The sequence below is a fragment of the Microbacterium sp. A94 genome, from assembly GCF_051842855.1.
In the GTDB taxonomy this organism is placed as follows: Bacteria; Actinomycetota; Actinomycetes; order Actinomycetales; family Microbacteriaceae; genus Microbacterium.
Genome location: NZ_JBPXMU010000004.1, coordinates 297,771 through 311,772 on the forward strand (window position 1 = coordinate 297,771; position 14,002 = coordinate 311,772).

A 14,002-nucleotide genomic window follows, 5' to 3' on the forward strand; every position below is an offset into this window, starting at 1 on the left:
CTCACTGCTCGAGCGTGATCTCCTCGACCTTCTTGTCTGGCCTGAGACCCCGCCAACGGGCATGGCGCAGGACGCCGTCCGGAGTCCAGTTCGCAAACTCCACCTCGCCGACGATGACCGGCTGGACCCACAGCGCATCGCTCGCATCCGCGCGAGGGACACCGTGAATCGAACTCTTCTGGATGCGCAGTGGTGTCAAGCGTTCATCAAGATCGTGAAGCATCCGATCGTCGAAGCCGCTGCCCACGCGCCCGATATAGCGCAGGCCATCATCGTCGGGTATCGCGAGCAGAAGCGAGCCGATGCCACCGGATCTGCTGCCCTTGCCGAGACGGATGCCCGCGATCACGACCTCTTGCATGCGGGTGTGTTTGATCTTCAACCAGGAGCCGGAACGCGTACCCGGCCGATAACGAGAGCCCGATTCCTTGACGACGACGCCTTCGAGCCCGAAGTCGCAGCTGAGCTGCATCGCAGCATCCAGATCGTCGAACACCGGCGGCACGACAACCGGTACGTCCGCTGTTTCCGCGAGACTCTCCAGCAACTCTCGACGATCACGCAGCGGGAGCGCTGTGAGATCCTGACCGTCGAGGCTGAGAAGATCGAACAGGTGGTACGCGACCGGAGTGCGCACCACCTCGCGTTCGATCTCCCTCGCATTGGTCAGGTGCATCCGACTCTGGAGTTTGCTGAAGCTCGGGAGCCCGGAGGAGTCGAATGCGACGATCTCGCCGTCGACCATCGCCTCTGGTGAGGCGAGATGCGGTGCGCCGTCAGCGGTGATCTCCGGATAGCGAGCCGTGATGTCTGTGCCGCTTCGGGCGTACAGGCGCATGCGCCCTTCTCGCCACACACCGATCGCGCGGATCCCGTCCCATTTGATCTCGCTCCACGGCGCACGCAGCGATCGCGCGAGGCCCGGCGTGCCTGATTCGGCGAGCATCGGGCGCGGTGCTGTGTGTGACCTCTGTGTCATCCGGTGCAGCAGCCACGAGGACTTCTCGCCGGATCCGCCGGTACGGATCAACGCGAGTCGCGCGCTTCCGAGCGGTCCGGTGCCGAGGAAGGTTCCGATGACCTCGTCCTCGCGCCATTTCTCGATCTCGACTGTGCCGGTGTCCCAGATCGTCATGGCACCAGCGCCATATTCGCCCTTCGGGATCTCGCCGTGGAACGTCAGATACTCCAGCGGGTGCGGCTCGGTCATCACCGCGAGGTGGTTGCGATCACTGCGCTCGGGCACACCTTTGGGCACAGCCCAGCTCACGAGCACCCCGTCGCGCTCGATGCGCAGGTCGAAGTGCAGGCGCCTGGCGTGGTGCTCTTGGATGACGAAACGGGGAGCCGCTTTCGGTTGGAGCGCGGAGGCTTGCTGTGGCATGGGTTCCGGCGTCTTCTCGGCACTTCGCTTGGCGAGATACGGCTCGAGTGCGGCGTTCTGCTGCGACAGGAACATCGCAGCGAAAGGGTCGATCCCCGCGTCGAGACGGGCGGTGATCTCATCGAATGTCAATTGCCGGAGCCCCGGCTCCTCAAGCTCTTCCCACGTACGTGGCGCCGCCGCGGTCGGCCTTGTGCGACCGCGCAGCGAGTACGGCGAGATAGTCGTCTTCGACCCGCTGTTCTGACTCCAGTCGATGAAGACCTTGCCACCGCGTTCGGCCTTCGCCATGGTGCTGGTCGCGAGGTCCGGGTGGTCGGCTTCGATCGCCCGGGCGAGTTCCTTGGCTACGGCGGAGGCCTGATCACTGGTGGAGGTGCCATCCAACGGGGCATAAAGGTGGATCCCCTTGCTGCCGCTCGTGACCGGTATCGGGTCCAGACCCATGTCTGTCAGGATCGCGCGAGCGAAGCGTGCGATCTGGGCGCACTGTGCCAGATCGGCACCCGGGCCGGGATCGAGGTCCAGCACCAGCCGATCCGGGTTCTGCCGCGAGCCGTCAGCGCTGAAGCGCCACTGGGGCACGTGCAGTTCCAGACTTGCGACCTGCGCGAACCAAACCAGGCTGGCCAGATCCGCGATGAGGGGATAGTCCTTGGGCCCTCCGGAGTGCTCGATCGCTCGCCGTTGCACCCAATCCGGCGTACCCCGCTCCAGCTGCTTCGCGAAGAACACCTCGCCCGGGGCATCCGCTGTTCCGACGCCGTTCACCCAGCGCTTTCTGGTGACCGGCCGTCCGGCCAGCAACGGCAGCATCCGCGGAGCGACGGCGGTGTAATAGGCGATGATCTCACCCTTTGTCGTCGAGGTTTCCGGGTAGAGAACCTTGTCGAGGTTGGTCAGGCGCAGGCGTCTGCCGTCGACTTCGACGACCTGCGCGGCTCGTGACATGACGAAAGACTATCCACAAGCCCCTGGCATCGGCGGACTTTACGGTGTCTCATGGTGTCATGAGGACGATCTGGAAAGGTGCCCTGACATTCGGGCTCGTGAACGTGCCGGTAAAGGTCTACTCGGCCACCGAGGATCACGATGTCTCGCTGCATCAGGTGCACGATGAGGACGGCGGGCGCATCCGTTACAAGCGCACCTGTGAGGTGTGCGGCGAGGTCATCGCATACTCCAACATCGACCGGGCGTTCGAGGACGACGGCCAGATGGTTGTTCTCACGAAGGAAGATCTCGAGGCACTCCCCGCCGAACGAAGCCGTGAGATCGACGTCGTCGAGTTCGTGCCGAGCGAGCAGGTCGATCTGCTCACTCTCGACAAGGCCTACTACCTCGAGCCGGATTCGAAGTCCCCGAAGGCCTACGTGCTGCTGCGCCAGACGCTCGAACAGACTGATCGCACGGCGATCGTGCGCTTCACGCTCCGGCAGAAGACGCGGTTGGCTGCGCTGCGCGTGCGCGGTGACGTGCTCGTGCTGCAAACGCTGCTGTGGGCTGACGAGGTGCGCGAGGCCTCATTCGAGTCGTTGAACGAAGAAGTCAAGATCTCGAAGAAGGAACTGGAACTGTCGGCGAGCCTGGTCAAGAGCTACTCGTCCGACTTCGATCCGGAATCGTTCGTGGACGAGTATCAGCAAGAGCTCAGGACCCTCATCGACGCGAAGATCAAGGCCGGTGAGACCTTCGATGTCGCCGAGACCTTCAAGTCTGAAGACACCGAGGACACCGGTGGCGAAGTCATCGACCTCATGGAGGCGCTGCGGGCGAGTATCGCGCGCTCGAAGGAGAAGCGCGCCGATACGGCGTGATTCAGCCGGGGCTGACCTCGCTTGCGCGTTCTTGTCTGACCCGGCGGCGTTCCGCGAAGTAATGCCACAGGGTGACCACCGCAGTACCGCCGACGGCGACGAGCAGGATGAGGTCGATGTACTCGGTCACGAACCAGGCCACCGGGGGGATGTAGGCGATCAGATAGCCGAGCATCGTGAGCCCGAATCCCCACAGCAGCGCGCCGATGAGGTTGTAGAGGCTGTATCGCCTCCACGGCATATGGCCGACGCCGGCCGCGACCGGGGCGAAGGTGCGCACGATGGGCACGAAGCGCGCCAGGATGACGGTGATACCGCCGTAGCGTGTGAAGAACGCATTCGTCCGCTCGACATTCTTGCGGCTGAACAGCCCGGAATCCCTGCGTTCGAACACGGCGGGGCCGCCCTTGTGCCCGATGAGATAGCCGACCTCGCCACCGACGAATGCGGCGAGGGCGATGAGCAGGGAAACCCACCAGACGTTGAGCCCGAACACGTCGCTGGTGTGCGTGAGCAGCCCGGCGATCAGCAACAGTGTGTCGCCCGGCAGAAGGAACCCGACAAGCAGCCCGGTTTCGGCGAACACGATGAAGCACACCACCAGCAGCGCCCACGGCCCTGCCGCCCCGATGATCACCTCAGGATCGAGCCAAGGGATGAGTGCGATGTGTTGCATGTGCGGAAGATGGGACTTGAACCCACACGCCCGAAGGCACAGGAACCTAAATCCTGCGTGTCTACCAATTCCACCACTTCCGCGCGGCTCACCCATTCTATGTGCGTGATCCGACATCCCAATAGCTGGTAAGCCCCGCCGGGCGATTCGGGAAAACCAGAAATCTTGGCGGCATCATCTCGTGTGAAAAAGATGGCCCTGTGGATAACTTCCGAGGCTGATCGCCGATCCTTGCGAGGATGCCAGAGTGAGTCAGCCCTCCGTCCTTGTCGCCGAGCGCGTGCGCCGTCGCCTGCGGACAGAGCAGACGGATCCGTCCCTCGCACCGGAGGAGGCGAGGCGCATTGCACAAGCAGAAGTGCGACGGCACAACGATCTCGCACTGTCGCGTGGGGAAGCGACGATTGATGATGAGGTTGCTTGCGTGCGAGATGTGCTCGCCTCGGTCAGCGGCTTCGGGCCCCTACAGCCTCTTCTCGATGATCCCGAAATCGAGGAAATCTGGCTGAACGGACCCGACCGAGTGTACGTCGCACGCGGTGGTGTGTCCGAACGTGTGGCATTGCGGTTGACCGACGCGATCGTGCGCGACCTCGTAGAGCGGATGCTGCAGGCCACTGGTCGACGCGTAGATATCAGCCAGCCGTTTGTGGATGCCTCATTACCGGACGGGTCACGCCTGCATGTTGCGATCGCGGATGTGGTCAGGGGCTCGTGGGCGGTCAACATTCGCAAGTTCCTGCCGAGTCATCGGACGCTGCAGTCGCTGGTCGAGGCAGGCTCCGTACCCGCCGACGTTGCCGAACTGCTGAATCGTGCGATGCACGATGGTCAGAGCGTCATCGTCTCGGGCGCGACGCATGCGGGGAAGACAACGCTGCTGGGAGCGTTGTTGGGAGCCTGCGCGCACACGCAGCGGATCATCACGGTAGAAGAGACATTCGAGCTCGCCGTCGATGGGCCGGACGTCGTTGCGCTCCAGGGAAGACAGGCCAGTTTGGAGGGGACGGGGGAGATCACGCTGCGTCGCCTCGTCAAAGAGGCCCTGCGCATGCGACCGGAGCGACTGGTCGTCGGTGAAGTGCGTGACGCCGAGGCGCTGGATCTCGTGCTTGCTCTGAACACAGGTGTTCCCGGCGCTGGTACCGTCCACGCCAATTCAGCCGTCGAGGCGCTCGAGAAGCTCACGCTCCTGCCGCTTCTCGCCGGGCGGAACATCGATCGATCCTTCATCGCACCGGCGCTCGCAGCATCCGTCTCGCTGGTTGTGCACTGCGCGCGCGATGCCGCAGGCAGGCGCTTCATCGGTGAGGTGATCGCGCCGACCGGCGAGGTGGTCGAGGGCCGCCTCATCAGTCGAACGCTCTACCGGGCAGAGGAGCGCAGATGACACTATTCGTTGGCGCGCTGCTCGCCGCGGGTCTGCTGTTGTGCGCGTCACCATGGTTGTGGCCGCGACTGCCGCAGGAAGAAGACACCCGCACGCCGTCGGCGTCCGGTCGCCTGGCACGGCTGATCGAAGAAGCGGGCTTCGGGTCGGTGGAGCAGCGCACCGTGATTGCGGTCATCGCGGCCGTCGGGCTTGTGGCGGCGTCCCTGGTGTGGCTGTTCACCGGGATCGTCGTGCTTGCTGTGGTCGCCGCGATCGCCGCCGGGTCCGCGCCGATCGCCTTCCTGCGATCTCGCAAGCTCCGACTGCTGAAGGCGCGCAGGCAACTGTGGCCCGATGTGTGCGATCTGCTCATCGCCTCGATTCGGGTGGGGTTGTCACTGCCGGATGCTGTGGCGAGCCTCGCAGACTCGGCCCCAGTGATGGTGCGACCGGCCTTCGCGGTGTTCGCCAGAGATCTGCGTGCCACCGGACGCTTCGAGAGCAGTATCGAGCGGCTCAAGAGCGCACTGGCCGATCCGATCGCAGACCGAATCGTCGAGTCGTTGAAGATGGCGCGGCAGGTCGGTGGCACCGAGCTCACCGGTGTGCTTCGGGCACTGGGATCGTCGGTCCGCGCCGATGCGGCGCTGCGGGGAGAGGTCGAAGCACGTCAGTCCTGGATCCGCGGAGCCGCGGTGCTGGGCGTCGTTGCGCCCTGGGTGATTCTGGCGTTACTCGTGATGCGGCCGGAGGGAGCCGAGGCCTATGCCAGTCCGGAAGGCGTTTTGGTGATCGGCGGCGGCGCGGTTGTCTCTGTGGTCGCATTTCGGATCATGGTACGTATCGGCCGCCTTCCCGAACCCCGGCGGTGGTTCGCATGAACGCGATCACGGATGCTGCGATGGCAGTGCTGCTGGGCGGACTGCTGGCTGCCGGCATCCTGTGCATCTTCGCGGCGGCGCCGCGATGGAGGGCCGCATCGCTGACCATTCGCATCGCTCCGTATGTGCGCGATGCCGTCGACGACGCGGTACTGCCCGCGGGGGTCTTGCCGCGGTTCGGGGTTCTGCCTGCGTACGCGGCAACAGGTATCGCTCGGGTGAAGACGGCTCTGCTGCAGGGATTCGGCGACAGCGACGCGCTCGCGCAACGGCTTTCGCAGGCCGGCAGCAGTGAGCAGCCGGCCGCATTTCGAGCGCGGCAACTGGGATGGGCGCTCGCCGGGTTCGGCGGGGGAAGTGTCGTTGTCATCTTCCTCGCGCTGACCGGACGGATGACGCCGCCCGCAGCCGTGCTGCCGGTGGTCTTCAGTGCCGCAGCGGCGGTGGCACTGGACGTTCTGCTGACGAGTCGTGTCAAGACCCGATTGGCCAGGCTCAGTGACGAGTTGCCCACGACGCTGGAGTTTCTCGCGCTGTGCTTGTCTGCCGGAGAGGGATTCCTCGATGCGCTGCGCCGGGTCGCCGCGATCGGCTCGGGCGAGTTGACCGCTGAGCTGCGGCAGGTCGTGCTGGCTGCTGGAACCGGATCGCCTCTGGCTGAAGCTCTTGCTGAGATGGACACCCGTCTGCGCCTGCCCGGGCTCTCGCGAGCGACCGATCAGATCATCGCCGCGCTCGAGCACGGTGCACCGTTGGCCGCGGTGCTGCATGCTCAGGCATCCGACGCACGCGACGAAGCGAAGCGACTGCTCATCGAACAGGCCGGGCGACGCGAAATTTTTATGATGATGCCGCTTGTTTTTCTGATTTTGCCGCTGTCGGTGCTGTTTGCGGTGTTTCCCGGGATGTTCATTCTCCGGCTCGGCGTGGGCTGAGCCGGACCAATCACCGAAGAAAGGATCGATAATGAATCAAATTGCGAACTGGTGGCAGCGAGCGACCGCCGAGGCACGAAACTTCGCCGAGGACGATACCGGCGACGTTCCGGGCTGGGTTCTGGTCACGTTGATGACCGCCGGCCTTGTTTTCGTGATCTGGGCGGTGGCTGGCCCTGCGCTGGTCGGAGTGTTCGAGCAAGCGATCTCCAGCGTGTCCGGAATCTGATGTGAGTCGGCGAGCGTGGGCGCAGGATGAGCGCGGGTCCAGTCCCGTTGATTTCATTCTCGTCGGCTCGCTGCTCACTGTGCTCACTCTGGCCGTCCTGCAGCTGGGCTTCGCCGTGTATGTGCGCAACGTGGTGCACGATGCCGCCGTCGAAGGGGCACATTACGCGGCCCTCGCCGACACCACTCTCGCCGAGGGTGCCGAACGCACCCGGATGTCGATCGTCCGTGCTGTCGGAGAGGGGTTCGCCGAAGACATCAGCGTGATCGAAAGCGATCGATTGGGGCATCCCACGGCCATCGTGACTGTGCGCACGACGTTGCCGATCATCGGACTGCTGGGCGTGCCGTTGGGATTGGAGGTGGATGCCGATGCGCCGATGGAGTCGCTGGACGGGGGATGAGAGCGGTTCGGCCGCGCTGGAGTTCCTGGCAGCCGGAGTGATCTTCCTCGTGCCGCTGGCGTACCTGGTCATCACGCTCGGAGTGATCCAGCAGAGCACCCTGGGTGTTGAGGCCGCCGCCCGCCACACCGCCCGCGTGATCGGCCAATCAGATGATCAGGAATCCGCCGCCCGGAGCAGTGCCGCAGTGCTGGCCAATGTGGTCGATGAGTACGGCTTGGGCGCCGACGATGTCGGGGTATCTATCTCGTGCACTCCAGCCGGCCTGCCGTGCCCGTCAGCCGGCGTGACCGTCTTGGTCACCGTGGATGCCGTGGTGTCGCTGCCGTTCGTGCCGGCCGCATTCGGTTTGGACCAGCTTGCACAGATCCCCCTGCAGGCAGAGGCCGCGCACAAGATGTCGAGGCTGTGGGGGAGCGGATGAGAATGATGCCCGGGAACAACGACGACGGCAGCATCCTGCCCCTGCTGCTCGGCTATGTCGTAATCGCGCTGGCAGCCATCACCGTGTGCGTCTGCGCCACGGACCTGCACATCGCGCAGAAGCGGTTGGATTCGCTGGCTGACTCTGCGGCGCTCGCCGGAGCTGACGGTTTCACGCTCGTGGTCGACGGGGATGCCGTCCACGCGGTTCTCACGGATGAGGGTGTTCTCGAGCAGGCCGTCGCCATTGTGGATGCTGTTTCGCTACCCTCGACGGTGGTATCGGCATCCGCAGCTGATGATTCCACCGCGCGGGTGACCGTCGCCGCGGCGTGGCATCCGCCGTTGATCTCGCCGTTCGTGCCCGACGGCATCCGGCTCGAGGCGACGGCGAGCAGCCGCACCGCGCTGCGCTAATCGGTCTCGCCGGGGTCGCGTTCTGGCTCGCCCCGCGGAATCCAACGGAAGAACCCGTACGCTCCGATCAGCCCGATCGCGCCCATCAAGGCGGCGGCCACAGACAGCGATGCGACCGCTGTCACTCCAGCGATAAGGAGCGGAGCCAGTGCTCCGCCGGCATCCGTCAGCGTGCGCCACGACCCCAGGAAGGCCGCCGGATTCTGTCGAGGCGCAGCATCCGCGCCGAGCGTCATGAGGATGCCGCTGGAGAGACCATTTCCCACTCCGAGCACACCGGCCAGCATCCCGAACCACAAGATCGCGGCATCGCCGTCATGGGTGAGCGAGAGGGCGAGGAAGCCACACCCCATCAGCAGCATTGCCGGCATTGCCGCCCACAGTCGGCCGAAACGGTCCATCACCTGGCCGCTGGCGTAGAACAGCGCGAAGTCGATCGCACCGGAGACGCCGACCACCAACGCGATCGTCTGTGCATCGAGACCCAGCGAGATGCCCCACAGCGGCAGGACGACCTGTCGTGCCGAGCGCAGCGAAGACAGGCTGGCCGCGGCGAGTCCGAGACGGCCGAGGACCCCGCGGTAGCGCCACATCGTCTGGAACACCCCGATGCGCTCGAGCGTGGGAATCGATCCGGTCACCACCTCGCCGGAATCTTCGGTGAGCGAGACCGAAACCGCGACGGCGGAGACCGTCTTCTCCGGATCCGGGCCGAACAGCACGAGCACGATCATGACCAGCAGACAGATGAGGAAGAACCAGATCGCCGTGCTGGTATCACCGAAGAGCTGAAGCAGCCCGGCCGTGACGAACGGCCCGACGAAGGTGCCGAAACGGAAGCTGCCGCCCAGAAGCGCGAGCGCGCGGGCTCGATACGGCAGCGGCACCCGGGTCGTCATGAATGTGTGCCGGGCCAGACCGAATGCGGCCGCACAGAACCCCAGCAGAAAGACCCCGGACGCGAACACCCCGATCACCGGAGCGAGAATCATCCCGATCACTGCGACCATCGCGGTCGCGCCAGCGATCACCATCGTGAAGCGCTCGCCAATACGGGCAACAGCCCAGCCCGCGGGGAGATTGCCGCAGAGTTGGCCGACGACGAGTGCCGCGCCGATCAACGCTGCCGCCGCGATATCGGCGCCCATAGCGGCCGCGATCACGGGAATGAGCGGGATGACGGCGCCCTCGCCCATCGCGAACAGGATGGTGGGCAGGTACACCATGGGTCCGAATTGCCTCAGGACCGACGATGCACTGCTCACGGGTTCACGCTACCTCCCTCGCAACTGCACGCATGCACGCACACAGCCAACCAGGATAGGCTGGGGTGTCATGCTCGAACTCGATCTCTCCGCCGCCATCCAGACGCTCAAGCACACCTTCGCCGACATCAGCGAGGTCGTCGATGTCAAGCGCGTCCGTGAGGACATTGCCCGACTCAGCGAAGAAGCCGGCGCTCCCGACCTCTGGGACGACCCCGAGCAGGCGCAGAAGGTGACCAGCGCTCTCAGTCACCGGCAGTCCGAGCTCGGGCGCATCACGGGAATCGCCCGGCGACTCGATGACCTCGAGGTTCTCGTCGAACTCGCGAATGAGATGGAAGACGAGGACTCCGCTCAGGAGGCCCGCACCGAGCTCGAAGCGCTGACGGCCACCATCAACCAGCTCGAGGTGCAGACGCTGCTCGACGGCGAATACGACGATCGCAACGCGATCATCACGATCCGCTCCGGCGCCGGCGGCGATGACGCCACCGACTTCGCCGAGATGCTCATGCGCATGTACTTGCGCTGGGCCGAACACCACAAGTATCCGGCGAAGGTCATGGACACCTCCTACGCGGAAGGCGCCGGAATCAAATCCGCCACTTTCGAGATCACCGCCCCCTACGCTTTCGGAACGCTGTCGGTCGAAGCGGGAACGCATCGACTGGCACGAATCAGCCCCTTCGGCTCGGCGGACAAGCGGCAGACGAGCTTTGCCGCGGTTGAGGTCATTCCACTCATGGAAGAGGCCACGGCGGTGGAGATCCCGGAGAATGACATTCGCGTTGATGTGTTCCGCTCCTCCGGCCCCGGCGGACAGTCGGTCAACACCACCGACTCCGCTGTGCGACTGACCCACCTTCCCACCGGCATCGTCGTGTCGATGCAGAACGAGAAGTCGCAGATCCAGAACCGCGCCGCCGCGATGCGCGTGCTGCAGACCCGCCTTCTGCTGCTGCAGAAAGAAGAAGAGGCTGCGAAGAAGAAGCAGCTGGCCGGCAACATCACCGCGAGCTGGGGCGACCAGATGCGATCGTACTTCCTGTACGGCCAGCAGCTGGTCAAGGACCTGCGCACCGGACATGAATCTGGCAACCCGGCAGCTGTCTTCGACGGTGACCTCGACGATTTCATCTCCGCAGGAATCCGCTGGCGAAAGCGCCGCGACGACGACGACTGACCGCACAGCGAAGGCCTCGGGAGTTCGACTCCCGAGGCCTTCATCGTCGCCTGGCCGATTACGGCATCAGGCAGGTAACCATGGCACTGGCCAGCGTCGTGCCCAAGACCTCTGCGGCCACCTCGTCGGTGACGGCATCGTATCCGTCCGCGACCGTCTGCAGCGTCTCATTGTCGATGTCGGATTCGACCAGCGCGTCGCCGAGGCAGGTGAGTTGCTCCTCAGGGTAGGCGCCCGCACCGCTGGAGGCGAAGATCTCACCGAGCCCGATGCCGACCTCTTCGCCGGTCGGGCGCTGTGAGGCATCCGTGTCGCTCTCGGGAAGATCCGGCGCATCTGAGGGTGCGTCTGACGGTGCATCTGACGGTGAATCCAACGGCGCCGAAGACGCCGAGGGCGACGGGACTGCGACCTCTTCGACGTAACTGGTCAGTGCGACCGCGGCGGCGACGATAGCCACGACAATGGCGATGATGGTGCCGACCACTGAGATCGAGATGGCCGTGATCGGAGCCCACTTCTTGCCCGCGATGAAGAACGCGATGATCGACAGCACGAAGGCGATCGGCAGCAGGATCCAGCCCACGACCATCGTGAAGGGGATGCAGGCGAGGATCGTTCCCAGCACGGCAGCACCGAGCGCGATGAGTCCGATGATCGACGGCTTCGTGGCCACGGGCTTGACTGCGGCCGGCTCGACAGGCATCGCGGGTGCTGCCACAGCGCCCGGCTCGCCCGACTCGGGTGCGTAGTGCTCACTCCACTGCTGTCCATCCCACCACCGCTGGCGTCCAGATCCATCGTCGTACCAGCCTGCAGGGGTGTTCATGAGAGTCCTTCGTGATTAGGGATACAGATCGGGAGTGACACAGTCGCCCCCACATTCATGGTTACCAGCGACACTATGCCAGTGCACATGGGGAGCGATCCCCATGGTTGCTCGTCACAGCGCACAGGGGGTGTCGCTCGCAGTTAGGAACGAACGCGCGCTTAGGCTCGTAGACGCCATGATTCGGTTCGAGAACGTCACCAAACGCTACCGCGGAACGAAGCGCCCGGCCCTTGCTGGCGTCGACTTCGAAGTCCAGCGAGGCGAGTTCGTATTCCTCGTTGGAGCGTCGGGATCAGGGAAGTCCTCCTGCCTCCGTCTGATCCTTCGTGAGGATGTCCCCACGTCCGGGCGGGTCGCTGTGCTCGGGCGTGATCTGCGCTCGCTCGCGAACCGTAAGGTTCCCTACTTCCGGCGCCACATCGGCTCGGTTTTTCAGGACTTCCGTCTGCTTTCTTCCAAGACCGTTTTCCAGAACGTCGCCTTCACGCTCCAGGTCACCGGATCGTCGCGGGGGTTCGTGCAGCAGGCGGTTCCGGAAGCGCTCGCTCTCGTCGGTCTCGCAGGCAAAGAGAAGCGGATGCCGCATGAGCTCTCTGGCGGTGAGCAACAGCGTGTCGCGATCGCTCGCGCCCTCGTGAACCGTCCGCAGGTGCTGCTCGCAGACGAGCCGACCGGAAACTTGGACCCGGCGACATCCGTAGACATCATGCAACTGCTCGCCCGCATCAACGCTGGCGGCACCACTGTGCTGATGGCCACGCATGAGGCCGCGTTCGTGGATCAGATGCAACGTCGTGTGATCGAGTTGCGCGACGGTGAGATCGTCCGTGACGAGGTCCAGGGCGGTTACGGCGATCGCTCGATGATTCCGCAGTTGGCGCCCCAGCAGCAGCGCGGTGTGGCTGCGACGGCCGCGCTCACCGCAATGCTCGAAGTACAGCGCCAGACCGAATCGCTGGAGCCGCTCACCGCCGAGATGCTCGCCTCGATGAAATCTGCTCGTGATGCTCCGAACCACGTGAGCGCACCCGAGACAGCGCCCGCAGCGGAGGAAACCCCCGCGCCGGCGTCGGCCGGTCCCCGAACGCATCCCCTCGCCCTTCCTGAGGTCGACGTCGCTGAACTCGGTGTCGCCGACCGTCTGGGCCTGTCCGATACGGACGGCGACGAAGAAGTGGGGCCGACATCATGAGGGTGGGACTGATCCTCATGGAGGCCCTCGGGGGCCTGAGGCGCAATATCTCAATGGTGATCTCGGTTGTGCTGGTCACCTTCGTCTCGTTGACGTTCGTCGGCGCTGCGATCCTCATGCAGGGGCAGATCAGCACCATGCGCGGATACTGGACCGAGCGCGCGCAGGTGTCGGTCTCGATGTGTTCCCCGGTTTCGCAGGGGGAGACCTGTGTGGACGGCCCCGCCACCGAGGAACAGCTCGAACAGGTGCGTGGCGAGCTGGAAGGCAGTGCTCTGGGCTCGCTGATCAGCGATCTGCGATTCGAGACGAAGGCTGAGGCCTACGCCAACCTCACCGAACTGCTCGGCGAGGAGCAGGCCAGCGTCCTGACCGAAGAGCAGATGTCGGAGAGCTTCTACGTCACGCTCAAGGATCCCGGTATGTCTCAGGTGATCGTCGAAGCCTTCGCCGGTGTCAACGGCGTAGAAGAGGTCCGAGATCAACTGCAGTATCTCGACCCGCTGTTTTCCGCTCTCACCGTTGCCACCTATATCGCCGTGGGTATTGCGGTACTCATGCTGATCGCCGCGATCCTGCTGATCGCGACCACCATCCGTCTCTCGGCCTACGCACGCCGCAAAGAGATCGGGATCATGCGTCTGGTAGGCGCATCGAACCGCTTCATTCAGACCCCGTTCGTGCTTGAGGGCGTGTTCGCGGCCTTCCTGGGGTCGGCCCTGGCCAGCGCCGCGGTGATCGCCGGGATGCACTTCGGTGTGAACGGCTATCTCAAGGGGCGGGTACCGTTCATCACCACGTGGGTGTCGATGCCGGATGCGATCCTTGTCGTACCGGTGCTCATCGGCATCGGTGTGATCCTGGCAGCGCTGTCGGCCGGCTTCGCGATCCGTCGCTGGCTGCGCACCTGATCCAACGGCCGCTCCCGCCGCTTCGACAAGCTCAGCGATCGGACGGTAGGCTGAAGGGCTGTTCACCGGAAGTTAGGAACCA

General features: G+C 64.5%; 15 protein-coding genes and 1 tRNA gene. 11 read left to right on the plus strand and 5 right to left on the minus strand.

What is annotated here, in order from left to right; translation table 11 throughout:
• Position 1: 1 nt before the first annotated feature.
• Positions 2–2,335 carry an ATP-dependent DNA ligase gene (locus ACSU1L_RS12680; protein WP_439256033.1) on the minus strand — a complete coding sequence of 778 codons (2,334 nt, stop codon included), beginning with the start codon at positions 2,333–2,335 and terminating at the stop codon, positions 2–4.
• A gap of 59 nt (positions 2,336–2,394) precedes the next feature.
• On the opposite strand from ACSU1L_RS12680, the gene ACSU1L_RS12685 reads away from it, so the two are divergent.
• On the plus strand, positions 2,395–3,201 hold the full coding sequence (locus ACSU1L_RS12685) for a non-homologous end joining protein Ku (RefSeq protein WP_438255152.1): 807 nt from the start codon (positions 2,395–2,397) through the stop codon (positions 3,199–3,201).
• A 1-nt stretch (position 3,202) separates the two neighbouring features.
• Here the strand turns inward: ACSU1L_RS12685 and ACSU1L_RS12690 are convergent, their stop codons facing one another.
• Both ACSU1L_RS12690 and ACSU1L_RS12695 read right to left on the minus strand, forming a co-directional pair.
• On the minus strand, positions 3,203–3,877 hold the full coding sequence (locus ACSU1L_RS12690) for a DedA family protein (RefSeq protein WP_439256035.1): 675 nt from the start codon (positions 3,875–3,877) through the stop codon (positions 3,203–3,205).
• 1 nt (position 3,878) lies between these two features.
• Positions 3,879–3,960, minus strand: a tRNA-Leu gene (locus tag ACSU1L_RS12695).
• Positions 3,961–4,124: 164 nt separating this feature from the next.
• Between ACSU1L_RS12695 and ACSU1L_RS12700 the strand changes: the two genes are divergently transcribed.
• From ACSU1L_RS12700 to ACSU1L_RS12730, 7 genes are read left to right on the plus strand one after another with little or no spacing between them, the layout of a single operon-like run.
• Complete coding sequence (locus ACSU1L_RS12700; protein ID WP_439256037.1) at positions 4,125–5,267, plus strand: CpaF family protein; 1,143 nt, start codon at positions 4,125–4,127, stop codon at positions 5,265–5,267.
• Entirely contained in the window at positions 5,264–6,130 is an 867-nt protein-coding gene (locus tag ACSU1L_RS12705) for a type II secretion system F family protein (RefSeq protein ID WP_439256038.1), read from the plus strand. The genes ACSU1L_RS12700 and ACSU1L_RS12705 overlap by 4 nt, the downstream gene beginning before the upstream one ends.
• Positions 6,127–7,065 (plus strand): type II secretion system F family protein, encoded by a 939-nt coding sequence (locus tag ACSU1L_RS12710; RefSeq protein ID WP_439256039.1) that lies wholly within the window; start codon positions 6,127–6,129, stop codon positions 7,063–7,065. Before ACSU1L_RS12705 ends, ACSU1L_RS12710 begins: the two co-directional genes overlap by 4 nt.
• A gap of 31 nt (positions 7,066–7,096) precedes the next feature.
• Entirely contained in the window at positions 7,097–7,294 is a 198-nt protein-coding gene (locus tag ACSU1L_RS12715; protein ID WP_439256040.1) for a hypothetical protein, read from the plus strand.
• A 1-nt stretch (position 7,295) separates the two neighbouring features.
• Positions 7,296–7,697 (plus strand): TadE/TadG family type IV pilus assembly protein, encoded by a 402-nt coding sequence (locus tag ACSU1L_RS12720; protein WP_439256041.1) that lies wholly within the window; start codon positions 7,296–7,298, stop codon positions 7,695–7,697.
• Positions 7,666–8,121 carry a TadE/TadG family type IV pilus assembly protein gene (locus ACSU1L_RS12725; protein WP_439256042.1) on the plus strand — a complete coding sequence of 152 codons (456 nt, stop codon included), beginning with the start codon at positions 7,666–7,668 and terminating at the stop codon, positions 8,119–8,121. The genes ACSU1L_RS12720 and ACSU1L_RS12725 overlap by 32 nt, the downstream gene beginning before the upstream one ends.
• Positions 8,118–8,537 (plus strand): pilus assembly protein TadG-related protein, encoded by a 420-nt coding sequence (locus ACSU1L_RS12730; RefSeq protein ID WP_439256043.1) that lies wholly within the window; start codon positions 8,118–8,120, stop codon positions 8,535–8,537. Before ACSU1L_RS12725 ends, ACSU1L_RS12730 begins: the two co-directional genes overlap by 4 nt.
• Here ACSU1L_RS12730 and ACSU1L_RS12735 read toward each other — a convergent pair.
• Entirely contained in the window at positions 8,534–9,763 is a 1,230-nt protein-coding gene (locus ACSU1L_RS12735; protein WP_439256081.1) for an MFS transporter, read from the minus strand. The two genes, ACSU1L_RS12730 and ACSU1L_RS12735, sit on opposite strands and share 4 nt — an antisense overlap.
• 109 nt (positions 9,764–9,872) lie before the next feature.
• Between ACSU1L_RS12735 and prfB the strand changes: the two genes are divergently transcribed.
• Positions 9,873–10,985, plus strand: coding sequence for a peptide chain release factor 2 (gene prfB / locus ACSU1L_RS12740; RefSeq protein WP_438255167.1), 1,113 nt, complete (start codon positions 9,873–9,875; stop codon positions 10,983–10,985).
• Between the two features lie 58 nt (positions 10,986–11,043).
• On the opposite strand, the gene ACSU1L_RS12745 is transcribed toward prfB, so the two are convergent.
• Positions 11,044–11,814 (minus strand): DUF2510 domain-containing protein, encoded by a 771-nt coding sequence (locus ACSU1L_RS12745; protein ID WP_438255169.1) that lies wholly within the window; start codon positions 11,812–11,814, stop codon positions 11,044–11,046.
• Positions 11,815–11,992: 178 nt separating this feature from the next.
• Between ACSU1L_RS12745 and ftsE the strand changes: the two genes are divergently transcribed.
• Together ftsE and ftsX are read left to right on the plus strand one after the other, a co-directional pair.
• Positions 11,993–13,009, plus strand: coding sequence for a cell division ATP-binding protein FtsE (ftsE, locus tag ACSU1L_RS12750; RefSeq protein WP_439256044.1), 1,017 nt, complete (start codon positions 11,993–11,995; stop codon positions 13,007–13,009).
• Complete coding sequence (ftsX, locus tag ACSU1L_RS12755; protein WP_438255171.1) at positions 13,006–13,920, plus strand: permease-like cell division protein FtsX; 915 nt, start codon at positions 13,006–13,008, stop codon at positions 13,918–13,920. The genes ftsE and ftsX overlap by 4 nt, the downstream gene beginning before the upstream one ends.
• Positions 13,921–14,002 lie beyond the last annotated feature (82 nt).

Bases quoted from the DNA above. Each gene is read 5' to 3' on its own strand.
- ACSU1L_RS12680 (WP_439256033.1), bottom strand. From the start codon at position 2,335: ATGTCACGAGCCGCGCAGGTCGTCGAAGTCGACGGCAGACGCCTGCGC.
- ACSU1L_RS12685 (WP_438255152.1), top strand. From the start codon at position 2,395: ATGAGGACGATCTGGAAAGGTGCCCTGACATTCGGGCTCGTGAACGTG.
- ACSU1L_RS12690 (WP_439256035.1), bottom strand. From the start codon at position 3,877: ATGCAACACATCGCACTCATCCCTTGGCTCGATCCTGAGGTGATCATC.
- ACSU1L_RS12705 (WP_439256038.1), top strand. From the start codon at position 5,264: ATGACACTATTCGTTGGCGCGCTGCTCGCCGCGGGTCTGCTGTTGTGC.
- ACSU1L_RS12710 (WP_439256039.1), top strand. From the start codon at position 6,127: ATGAACGCGATCACGGATGCTGCGATGGCAGTGCTGCTGGGCGGACTG.
- ACSU1L_RS12715 (WP_439256040.1), top strand. From the start codon at position 7,097: ATGAATCAAATTGCGAACTGGTGGCAGCGAGCGACCGCCGAGGCACGA.
- ACSU1L_RS12725 (WP_439256042.1), top strand. From the start codon at position 7,666: ATGCGCCGATGGAGTCGCTGGACGGGGGATGAGAGCGGTTCGGCCGCG.
- ACSU1L_RS12730 (WP_439256043.1), top strand. From the start codon at position 8,118: ATGAGAATGATGCCCGGGAACAACGACGACGGCAGCATCCTGCCCCTG.
- ACSU1L_RS12735 (WP_439256081.1), bottom strand. From the start codon at position 9,763: ATGGTGTACCTGCCCACCATCCTGTTCGCGATGGGCGAGGGCGCCGTC.
- prfB (WP_438255167.1), top strand. From the start codon at position 9,873: ATGCTCGAACTCGATCTCTCCGCCGCCATCCAGACGCTCAAGCACACC.
- ACSU1L_RS12745 (WP_438255169.1), bottom strand. From the start codon at position 11,814: ATGAACACCCCTGCAGGCTGGTACGACGATGGATCTGGACGCCAGCGG.
- ftsE (WP_439256044.1), top strand. From the start codon at position 11,993: ATGATTCGGTTCGAGAACGTCACCAAACGCTACCGCGGAACGAAGCGC.
- ftsX (WP_438255171.1), top strand. From the start codon at position 13,006: ATGAGGGTGGGACTGATCCTCATGGAGGCCCTCGGGGGCCTGAGGCGC.